This window comes from Yersinia hibernica (assembly GCF_004124235.1).
Lineage (GTDB): Bacteria > Pseudomonadota > Gammaproteobacteria > Enterobacterales > Enterobacteriaceae > Yersinia > Yersinia hibernica.
Map to the genome: position 1 here is coordinate 832282 of NZ_CP032487.1, position 14282 is coordinate 846563.

Consider the following 14282-nt stretch of genomic DNA (forward strand, 5'->3'; position numbering starts at 1 on the left):
AAACTATGTTTGAACCTATGGAACTAACCAATGACGCGGTGATTAAAGTCATCGGCGTCGGTGGTGGCGGTGGTAATGCCGTCGAACACATGGTGCGCGAGCGCATCGAAGGTGTTGAATTCTTTGCCGTTAATACAGACGCTCAGGCGCTACGTAAGACGGCTGTTGGCCAAACCATCCAGATTGGTAGCGGTATTACCAAAGGATTGGGGGCTGGCGCAAACCCAGAAGTGGGGCGTAATTCAGCAGAAGAAGACCGTGAAGCTCTGCGTGCAGCCCTAGAGGGCGCGGACATGGTCTTTATCGCCGCAGGCATGGGCGGTGGTACCGGTACTGGTGCTGCTCCTGTTGTTGCTGAAGTGGCAAAAGATCTGGGTATTCTGACAGTTGCTGTGGTGACTAAGCCTTTCAATTTTGAGGGCAAAAAACGCATGGCATTTGCTGAGCAGGGTATTGCTGAACTGTCCAAGCATGTGGACTCACTGATCACCATCCCGAACGATAAGTTGTTAAAAGTTCTGGGGCGTGGCATCTCTTTACTGGATGCATTCGGTGCGGCTAACGACGTGTTGAAAGGCGCTGTTCAGGGTATCGCCGAGCTGATTACCCGCCCAGGCTTGATGAACGTTGACTTTGCTGACGTGCGCACCGTGATGTCCGAAATGGGTTATGCCATGATGGGCTCTGGTGTTGCTTGCGGTGAAGATCGTGCTGAAGAAGCAGCAGAAATGGCTATTTCCAGCCCGTTGCTGGAAGATATCGACCTGTCTGGTGCTCGTGGTGTGTTGGTCAACATCACCGCTGGTTTCGACTTGCGTTTGGATGAGTTTGAAACTGTGGGTAACACTATTCGTGCATTCGCGTCTGACAATGCGACCGTGGTTATCGGTACATCTCTGGACCCAGAAATGAACGACGAACTGCGCGTAACTGTTGTTGCGACCGGTATCGGCATGGATAAACGCCCTGAAATTACCTTGGTTACCAACAAGCAGACTCAGCCTGTTATGGACCATCGTTATCAGCAGCATGGCATGTCACCTTTGCCTCAGGAAGTTAAGCCTGCGGCTAAAGTGGTCAATGACCCAACTGCTCAAACTAATAAAGAGCCCGATTATTTGGATATTCCGGCGTTTTTGCGTAAGCAAGCCGACTAATTATCGAAAAAATTGGAATCTCCGCTCTTTGTGCTAAACTGTCCCGCCGATCTTGTTATAAACTGGGTCGGTAGGATGGATAACATTGCGAGATAAAACGATGATCAAACAAAGGACTTTAAAACGTATTGTTCAGGCGACTGGCGTCGGTTTGCACACCGGTAAGAAAGTCACGCTGACTATGCGACCCGCGCCGGCTAATACCGGGGTCATCTATCGTCGCACTGACTTGAATCCACCGGTTGATTTTCCGGCAGATGCAAAATCCGTGCGTGATACCATGCTCTGTACTTGCCTGGTCAATGAGCATGACGTGCGTATTTCTACTGTTGAACATCTCAACGCTGCTCTGGCAGGGTTAGGGATTGATAACATTATTATTGAAGTTAACGCTCCAGAAGTACCGATTATGGACGGCAGTGCCAGTCCATTTGTGTACTTGCTGCTGGATGCCGGTATCGAAGAGTTAAACTCTGCGAAGAAATTCCTGCGTCTGAAAGAGACGGTGCGGGTTGAAGATGGTGATAAATGGGCTGAATTGTCTCCATTTAATGGCTTCCGTTTAGATTTTACCATTGACTTCAATCACCCAGCGATTGACTCAAGTACACAGCGTTACCGTTTAGATTTCTCGGCCGATTCATTCGTCCGCCAAATCAGCCGTGCGCGTACTTTTGGTTTCATGCGTGATATCGAATATTTGCAGTCCCGTGGTTTGTGCCTGGGCGGTAGTTTCGATTGTGCCATCGTGGTGGATGATTACCGCGTGCTAAACGAAGATGGCCTGCGCTTCGAAGATGAATTTGTTCGTCACAAAATGCTAGATGCTATCGGCGACCTGTTTATGTGCGGCCACAATATTATTGGCGCATTTACTGCGTACAAATCTGGCCACGCACTAAATAACAAGCTATTGCAGGCTGTTTTAGCTAAGCAAGAAGCATGGGAATTTGTGACGTTCCAAGACGAAGCCGAAATGCCATTGGCTTTCAAAGCGCCGTCTACAGTATTAGCTTACTAAATTTATTTATCACTTTTGGTTGCGTTGGCACTCTCTCCGGCCAACGCAGCCAATCGTTCCAATATTGTCCTCAGTTTTTCAGGGCTACGGCTCGCTAATCCTCTTAATTCCTTAGCACTTTCCAAACTTAGATGACGTAATGGCGGAGAATTCTCAGGATCTTGTGGCGATTTTGCGGCATCTTGCATCATGTTATGGCCGCTTGTCATTAACGACGGATTAATCCTGATGTCGATTGAAGACAATGATGGTAGAATTTGTGCTCGGAGTGCAGAGAGTAACGCCGGTTGTTCATAACGCAAGCGCATTAACCAGCTGGCGTTCGCGGTCTCTAGCACTAAAACACTCTGTCGGTAGTTAGCAACACGGCACCACGGCTGCAATTGTGAAGGGAGCAATCCTTTAACTGCACGGTTAAGTTTTAACAGTGCTGTAGCGCGTTGTTGTACGTTATGCAGCGGTCCCTTCTCTGCTGCAATTGCATCATCGAACAGAACATCTAATAATTGTGGGCGGCTTTCGCGCATTGACAAGGCTCCGGCGGATTTTAAACTCGTGATCGGTATTCTAAATCGTTGGCGACAATTTGGTAGACGTTATTTCTGGCCGCATCTCCTGTTGGGGATGGTCGCGGCGAGTCTTGGCGTGCCATCAAACCTAGCTGGCGTTCCTGATCAAGCTGCGATACCGAACACCGCAGCAAGCCAAAGCCGTCAGAATTACGGTGCGACAAACTTTAACAGTTTGGCATTGCTGCATGATATGCATCGTCGCCCTTCATTCAGCGTAGACTATTGGCAACAGCATGCACTGCGCACGGTTATTCGCCATCTTTCATTTGCTCTGGCACCGCAAGCAGCTTATGCGCGAGTGCAAGAAAATGTAGCAATCGAACAAGTGCAGCCGTCTCAAATTCAACAACTTGCATTGTTGGATACCCTGAATGCGCTGCTGACACACGAGTTCAAGCCTCCGGCAATTATTCGTTATACCGAGCAGGTTAGACGTCCCATTCTTTCGTTAGACAAACCCGGGCTTTGGCTTGCACAAGTGCAAGGTATCCGCGCCGGGCCTGCCAATTTGAGTTAATTATTTCCTTGGTTTACCCCCATTTTATACAACCTTTGGCCGTCGGTTTGATGGTCTTGTAAGAGATATTAAGAATCATGCTAATCAAATTATTAACTAAAGTTTTTGGCAGCCGTAATGATCGTACCCTGCGTCGTATGCGCAAAGTGGTTGATATTATCAACCGCATGGAGCCTGAAGTTGAAAAGCTGACCGATGCTGAATTACGTGGCAAAACTGATGAATTCCGTGAGCGCCTGGCAAAAGGTGCAGTGCTGGAAACCTTGATTCCTGAAGCTTTTGCTGTAGTGCGCGAAGCCAGTAAACGTGTGTTTGGCATGCGCCACTTCGATGTACAGCTGCTGGGCGGTATGGTACTGAACGAACGATGCATCGCAGAAATGCGTACTGGTGAGGGTAAAACCCTGACGGCAACCTTGCCAGCTTACCTGAATGCGTTAAGCGGCCGTGGTGTTCACGTGGTCACCGTCAACGATTATTTGGCGCAACGTGACGCCGAAAATAACCGCCCCTTGTTCGAGTTCTTGGGCTTGAGTGTCGGTATCAACCTGCCGAATATGGCCGCACCTGCTAAGCGTGCTGCTTATGCGGCTGATATCACCTATGGTACTAACAACGAATTCGGTTTTGACTATCTGCGCGATAACATGGCGTTCAGTCCTGAAGAACGTGTGCAACGCAAGCTGCATTATGCATTGGTGGATGAGGTCGACTCCATCTTGATCGATGAAGCCCGTACCCCGCTGATTATTTCGGGGCCAGCTGAAGATAGCTCCGAAATGTATATTCGGGTGAATAAGCTGATTCCAAAACTGATTCGTCAGGAAAAAGAAGATTCAGACACTTTCCAGGGTGAAGGCCATTTCTCTGTGGATGAGAAGTCGCGCCAGGTTCACCTGACTGAACGTGGGCTGATTCTGATTGAACAAATGTTAATGGATGCTGGCATCATGGAAGAAGGGGAATCGCTGTATTCTCCAGCTAACATCATGTTGATGCACCATGTCACGGCTGCTCTGCGTGCTCACGTGTTATTCACCCGTGATGTAGATTACATCGTAAAAGACGGTGAAGTTATCATTGTTGACGAACACACCGGGCGTACCATGCAAGGCCGCCGTTGGTCAGATGGTTTGCATCAGGCTGTGGAGGCCAAAGAAGGCGTAGAAATCCAGAACGAAAACCAGACACTGGCTTCAATTACTTTCCAAAACTACTTCCGCCTCTATGAAAAACTGGCCGGTATGACCGGTACTGCGGATACTGAAGCATTTGAATTCAGCTCCATTTATAAGCTGGATACCATTGTTGTACCAACCAACCGCCCGATGATTCGTAAGGATTTGGCTGATTTAGTCTATATGACTGAGCAGGAAAAAATTGGTGCAATTATCGAGGATATCCGTGAGCGCACTGCAAACGGCCAGCCGGTGTTGGTGGGGACCATCTCGATTGAAAAATCTGAAGTGGTTTCTGCTGAGCTCACTAAAGCCGGTATTGAACATAAAGTTCTGAATGCCAAATTCCACGCCATGGAAGCGGAAATTGTTTCTCAGGCGGGGCAACCGGGTGCGGTAACTATCGCGACCAACATGGCGGGTCGTGGTACTGACATCGTGTTGGGCGGCAGCTGGCAGAGTGAGATTGCCTTGCTGGAAGACCCAACTGAAGACCAAATTGCGGCGATTAAAGCGGCATGGCAAGTTCGCCATGATGCGGTACTCGCATCAGGTGGTCTGCATATCATTGGTACTGAGCGCCATGAGTCACGCCGTATCGATAACCAGCTACGTGGCCGTGCAGGCCGTCAAGGTGATGCCGGTTCTTCACGTTTCTATCTATCAATGGAAGATGCTTTGATGCGTATTTTTGCCTCTGACCGTGTGTCTGGCATGATGCGCAAATTGGGCATGAAGCCGGGCGAAGCGATTGAGCATCCGTGGGTCACTAAAGCTATTGCTAACGCGCAGCGTAAAGTGGAAAGCCGTAACTTCGATATTCGTAAACAATTGCTTGAATATGATGATGTGGCTAACGACCAGCGCCGGGCGATTTACAGCCAACGTAACGAACTGTTGGATGTGTCTGATGTTAGCGAAACCATCAATAGTATTCGTGAGGATGTCTTAAAAACAGTTATCGACAGCTATATTCCAACCCAGTCTCTGGAAGAAATGTGGGATGTTGAAGGCTTAGAGCAACGTCTGAAAAATGATTTCGACCTGGATATGCCGATTGCTCAATGGCTGGAAGACGAGCCACAACTGCATGAAGAAACATTGCGTGAGCGGATCCTGCAACAGGCAATCGAGGTTTATCAGCGCAAAGAAGAAGTTGTCGGCATTGATATGATGCGCAACTTTGAAAAAGGCGTTATGCTTCAAACACTTGATTCCTTGTGGAAAGAGCATCTGGCGGCAATGGATTATCTGCGTCAGGGCATCCATTTACGTGGTTATGCACAGAAAGATCCTAAGCAAGAATATAAGCGTGAATCTTTTGCTATGTTTGCGGCCATGTTGGAATCACTGAAATATGAAGTGATTAGCGTGCTGAGTAAAGTACAGGTGCGGATGCCGGAAGAAGTGGAAGCATTGGAAGTTCAACGCCGTGAGGAAGCGGAGCGTTTAGCTAAACAGCAACAATTGAGTCATCAGGCTGATAACAGTGCCCTGATGTCACAAGACGAAGTCAATGTTGCTGCTAGTCTTGAACGCAAAGTCGGGCGTAATGATCCGTGCCCATGTGGCTCTGGTAAGAAATACAAGCAGTGCCACGGCCGCCTACAGTAATATTTTAAGCAGCGGTAATGGCTGATAATAAGGGCGGGTTAAAAACCGCCCTTTATTTTGACCTTTTTTTGTCCATCTATTTTAGAACAGATAAGATAAAAGCAAGAATACTCAAACCTGCATTTATGCCCTGATCAGGAGAGAAAGAATTGAAACACTTACACATTGCGGTAGGGATTATCCGCAACTCCCAGCAGGAGATTTTTATTACCCAACGCGCTGCTGATTCTCATATGGCCGGATTTTGGGAATTCCCTGGCGGTAAGGTTGAGCAGGGTGAAACAGCGGAAATCGCATTAAAACGTGAACTGTTGGAAGAGACAGGAATTACGGTGAAAGAGGCGGTTTTGCTTAAAGTGTTGGAGCACACTTTTACTGACCGCATCGTGACATTAAGTTTCTATATGGTTGAAACATGGGATGGTGAACCCTTTGGCCGCGAGGGGCAGCCGATGCGCTGGGTGAACCAATCTAATTTGGTGGCTGAAGAGTTCCCGCCAGCCAATAAATCCATCATTGAGCTACTCACCGCCTAGTGCTCTTGGGCTATTAAGATGGAGCAACATGGCGTTTGCTCCACTCTGGTCATTAGTTAACGTTTTCAGTGCTTAAGGGGGTCTTCTTCACTCCATTCATCACTGTCGGATTGTTCACCATGACTCGGGATTCGTTTTTCTTCATCAGCCCACTCGCCTAAGTCAATCAGTTGGCAGCGTTTGCAACAGAATGGGCGATAAGGGCTTTGTTCACCCCAAATAACGACTTTTCCACAGGTCGGGCAGTTAACCTCTATTTCTTCGGTTTCCATGTTTTTTCTCCTAAAATTTATCAACTCAGCAGCAGGCTAATTCAAATGATAAACGAGCCGGCACGGTGCCATTTTCACTGTCGAGCGATAAAAAACGAATGGCATATCTGGTCTTATGGCCGGAAATTTGCGGATACAACTGCGGATCTAGCGGCAAACGTAATCTAAGCAAATCAGCCCCTTCAGCATTGTCTTGGAAGAAGCCATTTAAGCTGATTTGTGGCCGCAGTGGGCCAGATTGACGAATCAGATCCAAAATGATGGTCAGCGACTGATTAAGTGGGGTCAGGCTTGCTAACAATTTGGCAATGTGCTGGTTGCGTTGTTCTGCGGGCAGGTGCAGCCAAGTGTGCAAAGTCGGTAAGTCAAAACTACAACAGCCGCCGGGGATACTCAGACGCTGGCGAACCACGCTGATTAAGCGGTCTTCTTTTAATGATTGCCCGATACGTGGTGCCGACATTAATACCGAGGCTCGGCTTTTTAGCTGGCTACGTAAGGAGTCAATCAGTGACATATCAACGCCGGGCATATCAGCCCATTGCTGTAACTTTTGTTGTTGGCGTTCTAATTCTTTAAGTAAATCAGTGCGTACTTCACCGCGCTCAAGGACATCAATTAAATCAGAAGCGGTACGGAAAAACGTTAATGCATTGGCAATATTATCTAACGTACGTTGGCTCTCTAATTGTTGTAGTAAAAACTCCATTCTCAGCCAGGTACGCATTTTTTCATTGAGCGGGTGTTCAAAAAGTATTGTTGAGGTGAGGTCACTCATCGATGTAGATCCTGTTGGGCCGCAGCTGCCAATTTTAAATACTGCTGGTGTAATGAAGCAACTTGCGGGGCGATAACTATGGGATCGCCGCTATTGTCAATAATGTCATCAGCACAGGCTAGCCGCTGTTGCCGTGAAACCTGTGAAGCTAAGATATGTCCTGCCTGCTGGCGGGTAATGCCATCTCTCGCCATTGTCCTGGCGAGTTGTATTTCAGGTGCTACATCTACCACTAACACACGATTGGCACGGTGATGTAAACCATTTTCAATCAACAAGGGAACAACCCAAAGTACATATGGCCCATGAATACTGGCGAGTTGACGTTGAGTTTCCTGTTGAATCAGTGGATGCAACAATGAATTTAACCATGCTTTTTCCTGCGGCTCACTGAAAATTTTTGCGCGTAATGCCGCACGGTTCAATGTGCCATCTGTCTGCAAAATAGTTTCACCATAGCGGGAAGCAATATCGGCCAATGCTGGCTTGCCCGGCTCGACCACTTGGCGGGCAATAATATCAGCATCAACAACGGGTACACCGAGATTGGCGAATGCATTCGCGATAGTACTTTTGCCACTGCCGATTCCACCAGTGAGGGCCACAATATAGCTCATTGCCTAGCCTTGCATACAGTTAGTGAGTGGCGAAATTGTATCTGAAAGCAGGTGAAAAGGCATAGCAAGGTCTGCATTCTGTTTGAGCTACATGGAAAATAAGTGAAGTGGGCGCAGTAATCAAAGAGTGGTTGGTGCTTTTCAGGTAATTTGTGGGATTGTAGCGCAAATAAAGGTGGATTCGCAGTCTTGCCGTAGAATTATTCATGCGTATGATAGCTTCACTGGGATGGCGTGATTTACGCCCGATCACATTTTGCGATCTATCGCCAATAACCAGGAAATAATAAGCCATGCGTATTGAAGAAGGTTTGAAGTTAGGCTTTAAAGATGTGTTAATCCGCCCTAAACGTTCCACACTGAAAAGTCGCTCTGAAGTTGAACTGGAACGTCAGTTTACTTTCAAACATTCAGGTTGGAATTGGTCTGGTGTACCTATCATCGCCGCTAATATGGATACTGTTGGCACCTTCCGCATGGCAGAAGTTCTGGCATCATTCGATGTTCTGACCGCTGTTCATAAGCACTACACTGTTGAGCAGTGGGGTGAGTTTGTGAAACGGGTTCCTGAATCAGTCTTGCGCCATGTCATGGTCTCTACTGGGACTTCCTCTGCTGATTTCGACAAAATGAAACAAATTTTGGCGTTATCACCTGCATTGAAATTTATCTGTATTGATGTCGCTAATGGCTATTCAGAGCATTTTGTTGCTTTCTTGCAAAAAGCGCGTGAAGCATGCCCAGATAAAGTTATTTGTGCCGGGAATGTAGTCACGGGTGAGATGGTAGAAGAGCTTATTTTGTCGGGTGCTGACATTGTAAAAGTTGGGATTGGGCCAGGTTCAGTTTGCACGACTCGGGTTAAGACCGGTGTTGGTTACCCGCAATTGTCGGCAGTCATTGAATGTGCTGATGCTGCTCATGGCTTAGGGGGGCAGATTGTCAGTGATGGCGGCTGTTCAATGCCCGGTGATGTGGCTAAAGCTTTTGGTGGCGGTGCTGATTTTGTGATGTTGGGTGGGATGTTAGCCGGGCACGATGAGTGTGAAGGCCGGGTGGTAGAAGAGAATGGTGAGAAGTTTATGCTGTTCTACGGTATGAGTTCAGAATCTGCCATGAAACGCCATGTCGGTGGAGTGGCTGAGTATCGTGCCGCTGAAGGTAAAACAGTTAAATTGCCATTACGTGGCTCTGTTGATAATACCGTACGCGATATTATGGGCGGTTTGCGATCCGCTTGTACCTATGTTGGGGCGTCGCATTTAAAAGAACTGACTAAGCGCACCACTTTTATTCGTGTTGCCGAACAAGAAAACCGTGTATTTGGTAGTAACTAATACCGTGTATTGAGAATATCCTGTTCTCGAACAAAGTTAGTTTTCTCGATATCTATTTATCGATATAAAAAGGGGCGTAAATTAACGCCTCTTTTTAATTAAATTACACCTGATAATCTCCCTTAATAACGTCATCTATCCGATAAAATCCCCCAGTTGAAATATCGGCAAATACATCGCAATCACTAGAGTTCCTACAATAGTGCCAATAATTAACATCAATATTGGTTCCAACATTTGAGTGAAATTATCCGCCAACTCCTGTGTTTGTTGTTGGTGCCAATTGGCCAGTTTCTCTAATAATATATCCAATGCTCCCGATTCTTCACCTACGCGAACCATTTGTTGGCATAAGGGGGGGAATAGATGGTGTTGAGATAGAGTCATATGTAGAGGAACCCCTTGATTAATTTGCTTTTGAATGCTCCTTAATGCTTGTTGATAGATATCGTTGTTGATAGAACGAAGTGCGACATCTAACCCAGCCGTCAGCGGTAATCCAGCATGTTGAGTGATAGCCAGTGTTTGAAAAATTTGGCTAAGACAACTGCCGCGTATCAATACTGAGATTAATGGTATATGTAGTAAAAACTTTTGTTCCCATTCTTGGCATTGAGTTTTATGCCGACGAAGGTATAAATAGCTAATAAAAAGTAATGTTAATGATGCAGTAATGTATGGCCCGTAAGTCGTAATAAATGCGGACATTAATAGCAGTATGGTCGTCAGCGCCGGTAAGGGTGTATCAAATGATTGGTAGATTTGTGCAAACTCGGGTAGCACCAAAACGAGCATGATAATGCTGACAACCAGCGCGATAACGCAGACAAATACGGGATATTTAAGTGCCTTAATGACCCTGTAAATAATTCTGTGTAACTGCCACCATATTAAAGGTGATCGCTCAGGCGGTCACCGAACTCGATAATAAAACGACTCATCGCCAGCCGCCAGTTCTGGATCGGCATACTCCATTTTTTTGAAGCATCCTTGATCGCCAGATAAATAACCTTTCTCACTGAGTCGTCTGTCGGGAACACTTTGCGCTTTTTGATAGCTGCACGGATCACGCTGTTCAGCGATTCGATAGCATTAGTGGTGTAGATGGCTTTGCGGATGTCGGGCGGGTAGCCAAAGAACGTATTGAGATTTCCCCAGTGCGCACGCCAGCTTTTGCTGATTTGCGGGTATTTATCGTCCCAGGTTGCCGCGAAGTTATCCAGCGCCATCAGTGCCGCCGCTTCTGTCGGAGCCTGATACACCGTTTTCAGTCCGCTGGTGACGGCTTTGTAGTCCTTCCACGACACGTATTTCAGGCTGTTGCGCACCATGTGAATGATGCAAAGCTGGATATGCGTCTGTGGATACACGCTGTTTATCGCATCCGGGAAGCCTTTCAGGCCGTCCACACAGGCAATCAGAATATCCTGAAGGCCCCGGTTTTTAAGCTCCGTCAGCACACTGAGCCAGAACTTCGCCCCTTCGTTTTCAGCCAGCCACATGCCCAGAAGTTCTTTCTGACCTTCAGTATTAATGCCGAGAGCGAGGAACACCGCTTTGTTTATCACGCTACCACTTTGACGAACTTTCACCACGATACAGTCAAGATAAACAATGGGATACAGCGCATCCAGAGGCCGACTTTGCCATTCAGCAACCTGTTCTTTAACCGCATCGGTGACTTTAGATATCAGCGTGGGTGACACGTCCGCATCGTACATTTCCTTGAATGTGGCGACGATTTCACGGGTTGTCATGCCTTTGGCGTACAGGGACAAAATCTGGCTGTCCATCTGCGTGATACGCGTCTGATTTTTCTTGATAAGCTGTGGCTCGAAGGTATTTTCACGGTCACGAGGCGTGCTCAGTTCAATCTCGCCATCGTCGCACAGCAGCGTTTTGGATGAATAGCCGTTGCGGGTATTTGAACCGGTTTTTGGGGCATTTTTCTCGTGTCCGAGGTGTTCAGTCAGCTCTGCATTGAGCGCTGTTTCGACGGTAAGCTTCGTCAGCATACGGGAAAACGCATTGAGATCGGCCTCGGTTTTGAGGCCTTTAGCCAGTTCTGCAGCGAGAGCTTTAAGTTTCTTCTCGTCCATAATTTGCCTGTCTCCGTTGTTGGAGTGAACATATCAAAAACAGGCAATTACACAATTTTAATTACAGTCTCGCCTTAATCACTTTCTTTTGTAATTTTTGTTGCTGTTCCTGGTGTTGAACTAACTGAACGCAGCACTGTTCCAAATTCCCCGTCAATTCCCCCATCGCAATGACGGGGGCATATAATTGGGGAAAGGTGTGAGGGTAGCATGCCATTGCTTCTGATAGTGACTGCCCCTGAGAAACCTGCTGACTTATCTCCTGTAATAAACACTGCCAAGGTAAGGCATCCATTTCTTTCGCTAACAACTGCAAGCTACTCACTAAAGGCAGACCAGCTTGCAATAATGTTGCTAATTGGCGAGTGACCGCGATTAGACGGTGACCCCGCCAATAGCGAGTTGACAATTTTTTCCCACCTTTAACGCGCAAGGGTTGCAACCCATGGCGGAACATATGTTCATAGACAGTACTTCGCTCTGTTGCTAATAGCGCACCGGTTTGTAGTTGCCCAGTAGTGCTCACTGCTCTCCAGTAAAATAAGCGCTGATAGCTCACGGTGTTGCCTCTGTTTCTGTCTCTGTCTCTACTAGTAACCCTACAACACGATTAATTTCGCTGAGTGTAGTCACCCCGTTTTCGACTAATGTCAAACCCGCAGAAAGTAATGTGACTTGTTTTTGCTCCTGTGCAATTAGAGTGAGTTCCGATGGGCTAGCATTATTGAGCAAAGCTTGTTGAATTGGTGGAGTGACATTTAACATTTCGTAAATACCTGTTCGACCATAATAACCGGCACAACAGTGCTCGCAGCCCACGGCAAGATAATGTTGTAGTGGACTTGCCCATATATTTGGTGAAGTTTGGAAAGGGGTAGGGGATGCCTGGCGACAGTGTAGACATAATCGGCGCACCAATCGTTGCGCGATGACTAATGTCAGGCTGGAAGCAATTAAGTGGCGTTCTACTCCCATTTGGGTCAAACGAACCAGTGTTTCGGCCGTAGAGTTAGTATGCAGTGTTGAGAGAACCAGATGCCCTGTAAGCGCTGCTTTAACTGCTATTTTTGCGGTTTCATTATCACGAATCTCGCCCAGCATAATCACATCTGGGTCCTGACGTAGCATTGCGCGTAATACACTCGAAAAATCCAGCCCTATCTTACTGTTGGTTTGCGTTTGATTTATACCATCAACTTGGATCTCAATAGGATCTTCGACACTACAGATATTAATCTCCGGCTGGTTGATTTGGTCCAGACTACAATAAAGGGTAACTGTTTTACCGCTACCTGTTGGCCCAGTGACGAGAATCAATCCCTGTGGTGCTGAGAGCGCGCGAGTTAACTGTTTATGGGCTATTGTTTTTAGTCCTAGGGTTTCCAGTGTGGGTTGCTGCTGGGTATTGAGGATCCGCAGCACGACTTTTTCACCATATTGCACGGGGATAGTCGCTATTCTCATCGAGTAACGGATACCGTCTAGCAGTAGTGCCAACTGACCATCTTGCGCTAACCGTTTTTCAGCAATGTTCAGCTTGGACATGACTTTTAGGCAACTGCTAATGCGGTTTGATAACTCGGCTGCTGGTGGTGGAGATTCATGTAATACACCATCAATTCTTAAGCGAATACGATAGTGATATTGATAAGGTTCAAAATGGATGTCAGATGCGCGTTTCTGAATCGCCAGTCTTAGTGTCTGCGTTATAAATTGAATAACAGGTATATCACTTTCATTATCAAGCAATGTGTCATCAACACCCTCTTGTGGTGTATTGGATAGTCTTATCTTTGGTCGTTCTTCCTTTGGCTGGGATATACTAGGGTGGCTTTCTTTGGGTTCTGCTCCTTTGTTTGAAAAACCAATTGCAGATGGGGCCAAATTTAATGACTGTTCAATCTTGGCCTTCGGCCAGTATTCCACCTTTATCTTACGGCCACATGTAAAACGCAGCGCTGTTAACAACACTTCATTTACAGGGCCAGATGACGCTATGGTCAGATTTTTATCATCGATTTTTAAAGCGATTGACCGATGACGGCGACAGAGCGTGTGTAATTCATTATTTATTGTCTCGTGTGGACATTCTATGAAGTCGGTCATTGGATTAGGCCTTATCATCAAAACGGAACACGGTCTTACAGCTATCTGTCAGGCTGCTATCTTCTGTTGTACATGTCCTTGTCCAGACTACATTTCCACTGCTGTTTATTGTTGGCGACATAGCCAATGTCAGATTGGTGAGTGTTTGCTTACCTGTAAATGTAATCACTCCCTTATCGATAGTTGTTGAGCTGACATATCGGGATGATTCCCCTGTGGGAATACCATGACTCCCACCATTACAGTTATCAAGACTGGCATGTTCCAGAGCACAAAGCTCTATGGCCATTTTGTATGGAACAATGGCTTGTAACATATCGGTAAGGGCTGCTTTTTGAATATAACGTTGATAAGACGGAATACCAATACCACTGAGAACCGCAATGATGGCGATAGCGACCATCAGTTCAATTAATGTAAAACCTCGTTGATTAGTCATTTGACACTCTCCATGTGTGTGAGAAAACGTAGGCAGAGT

At 46.8% G+C, this 14282-nt stretch carries 13 protein-coding genes and 2 pseudogenes; 6 read left to right on the plus strand and 9 right to left on the minus strand.

Going from position 1 to position 14282, the window contains the following annotated elements; genetic code table 11:
- Nucleotides 1–5: 5 nt before the first annotated feature.
- Together ftsZ and lpxC are read left to right on the plus strand one after the other, a co-directional pair.
- Nucleotides 6–1157, plus strand: coding sequence for a cell division protein FtsZ (gene ftsZ / locus D5F51_RS03960; RefSeq protein ID WP_025379504.1), 1152 nt, complete (start codon nucleotides 6–8; stop codon nucleotides 1155–1157).
- A gap of 100 nt (nucleotides 1158–1257) precedes the next feature.
- The gene (gene lpxC / locus D5F51_RS03965; RefSeq protein ID WP_004389005.1) at nucleotides 1258–2178 is read left to right on the plus strand and encodes a UDP-3-O-acyl-N-acetylglucosamine deacetylase; all 921 of its coding nucleotides are present in this window, start codon (nucleotides 1258–1260) and stop codon (nucleotides 2176–2178) included.
- Between the two features lie 2 nt (nucleotides 2179–2180).
- On the opposite strand, the gene D5F51_RS03970 is transcribed toward lpxC, so the two are convergent.
- Complete coding sequence (locus tag D5F51_RS03970; protein WP_162301681.1) at nucleotides 2181–2705, minus strand: DUF721 domain-containing protein; 525 nt, start codon at nucleotides 2703–2705, stop codon at nucleotides 2181–2183.
- Nucleotides 2706–2733: 28 nt separating this feature from the next.
- Here D5F51_RS03970 and secM point away from each other — a divergent pair, with 28 nt between their 5' ends.
- The 3 genes from secM (at nucleotide 2734) to mutT (ending at nucleotide 6595) form a co-directional block, all read left to right on the plus strand.
- Complete coding sequence (gene secM, locus D5F51_RS03975; protein ID WP_025379502.1) at nucleotides 2734–3267, plus strand: secA translation cis-regulator SecM; 534 nt, start codon at nucleotides 2734–2736, stop codon at nucleotides 3265–3267.
- A 77-nt stretch (nucleotides 3268–3344) separates the two neighbouring features.
- Nucleotides 3345–6059, plus strand: coding sequence for a preprotein translocase subunit SecA (gene secA, locus D5F51_RS03980; RefSeq protein ID WP_129195669.1), 2715 nt, complete (start codon nucleotides 3345–3347; stop codon nucleotides 6057–6059).
- Between the two features lie 149 nt (nucleotides 6060–6208).
- A complete protein-coding gene (gene mutT / locus D5F51_RS03985; protein WP_129195670.1) occupies nucleotides 6209–6595 on the plus strand; it encodes an 8-oxo-dGTP diphosphatase MutT in 387 nt (128 codons plus the stop codon).
- 65 nt (nucleotides 6596–6660) lie between these two features.
- Here the strand turns inward: mutT and yacG are convergent, their stop codons facing one another.
- Genes yacG through coaE form a run of 3 tightly spaced genes read right to left on the minus strand, consistent with a single transcriptional unit; the run spans nucleotide 6661 to nucleotide 8262 of the window.
- Nucleotides 6661–6867: a DNA gyrase inhibitor YacG gene (gene yacG / locus D5F51_RS03990; protein WP_025379499.1), complete on the minus strand. Its 207-nt coding sequence runs from the start codon at nucleotides 6865–6867 to the stop codon at nucleotides 6661–6663.
- A 25-nt stretch (nucleotides 6868–6892) separates the two neighbouring features.
- Nucleotides 6893–7645 (minus strand): cell division protein ZapD, encoded by a 753-nt coding sequence (gene zapD / locus D5F51_RS03995; protein ID WP_129195671.1) that lies wholly within the window; start codon nucleotides 7643–7645, stop codon nucleotides 6893–6895.
- Nucleotides 7642–8262 carry a dephospho-CoA kinase gene (coaE, locus tag D5F51_RS04000; RefSeq protein ID WP_129195672.1) on the minus strand — a complete coding sequence of 207 codons (621 nt, stop codon included), beginning with the start codon at nucleotides 8260–8262 and terminating at the stop codon, nucleotides 7642–7644. The genes zapD and coaE overlap by 4 nt, the downstream gene beginning before the upstream one ends.
- Nucleotides 8263–8555: 293 nt before the next feature.
- Here coaE and D5F51_RS04010 point away from each other — a divergent pair, with 293 nt between their 5' ends.
- Nucleotides 8556–9599, plus strand: coding sequence for a GMP reductase (locus D5F51_RS04010; protein ID WP_025379496.1), 1044 nt, complete (start codon nucleotides 8556–8558; stop codon nucleotides 9597–9599).
- Nucleotides 9600–9734: 135 nt separating this feature from the next.
- Here D5F51_RS04010 and D5F51_RS04015 read toward each other — a convergent pair.
- The 5 genes and pseudogenes from D5F51_RS04015 to ppdD form a co-directional block, all read right to left on the minus strand.
- A pseudogene (locus tag D5F51_RS04015) lies at nucleotides 9735–10460 on the minus strand (type II secretion system F family protein); the annotation flags it as partial.
- A 29-nt stretch (nucleotides 10461–10489) separates the two neighbouring features.
- Nucleotides 10490–11698: an IS256 family transposase gene (locus tag D5F51_RS04020; protein ID WP_129195537.1), complete on the minus strand. Its 1209-nt coding sequence runs from the start codon at nucleotides 11696–11698 to the stop codon at nucleotides 10490–10492.
- Between the two features lie 70 nt (nucleotides 11699–11768).
- A pseudogene (locus tag D5F51_RS04025) lies at nucleotides 11769–12257 on the minus strand (type II secretion system F family protein); the annotation flags it as partial.
- Nucleotides 12254–13822 carry a type II secretion system protein GspE gene (gspE, locus tag D5F51_RS04030; protein ID WP_391592386.1) on the minus strand — a complete coding sequence of 523 codons (1569 nt, stop codon included), beginning with the start codon at nucleotides 13820–13822 and terminating at the stop codon, nucleotides 12254–12256. The pseudogene D5F51_RS04025 and the gene gspE, both read right to left, overlap by 4 nt.
- Nucleotides 13809–14243: a prepilin peptidase-dependent pilin gene (gene ppdD / locus D5F51_RS04035; RefSeq protein WP_087769080.1), complete on the minus strand. Its 435-nt coding sequence runs from the start codon at nucleotides 14241–14243 to the stop codon at nucleotides 13809–13811. The genes gspE and ppdD overlap by 14 nt, the downstream gene beginning before the upstream one ends.
- Nucleotides 14244–14282: the final 39 nt, after the last annotated feature.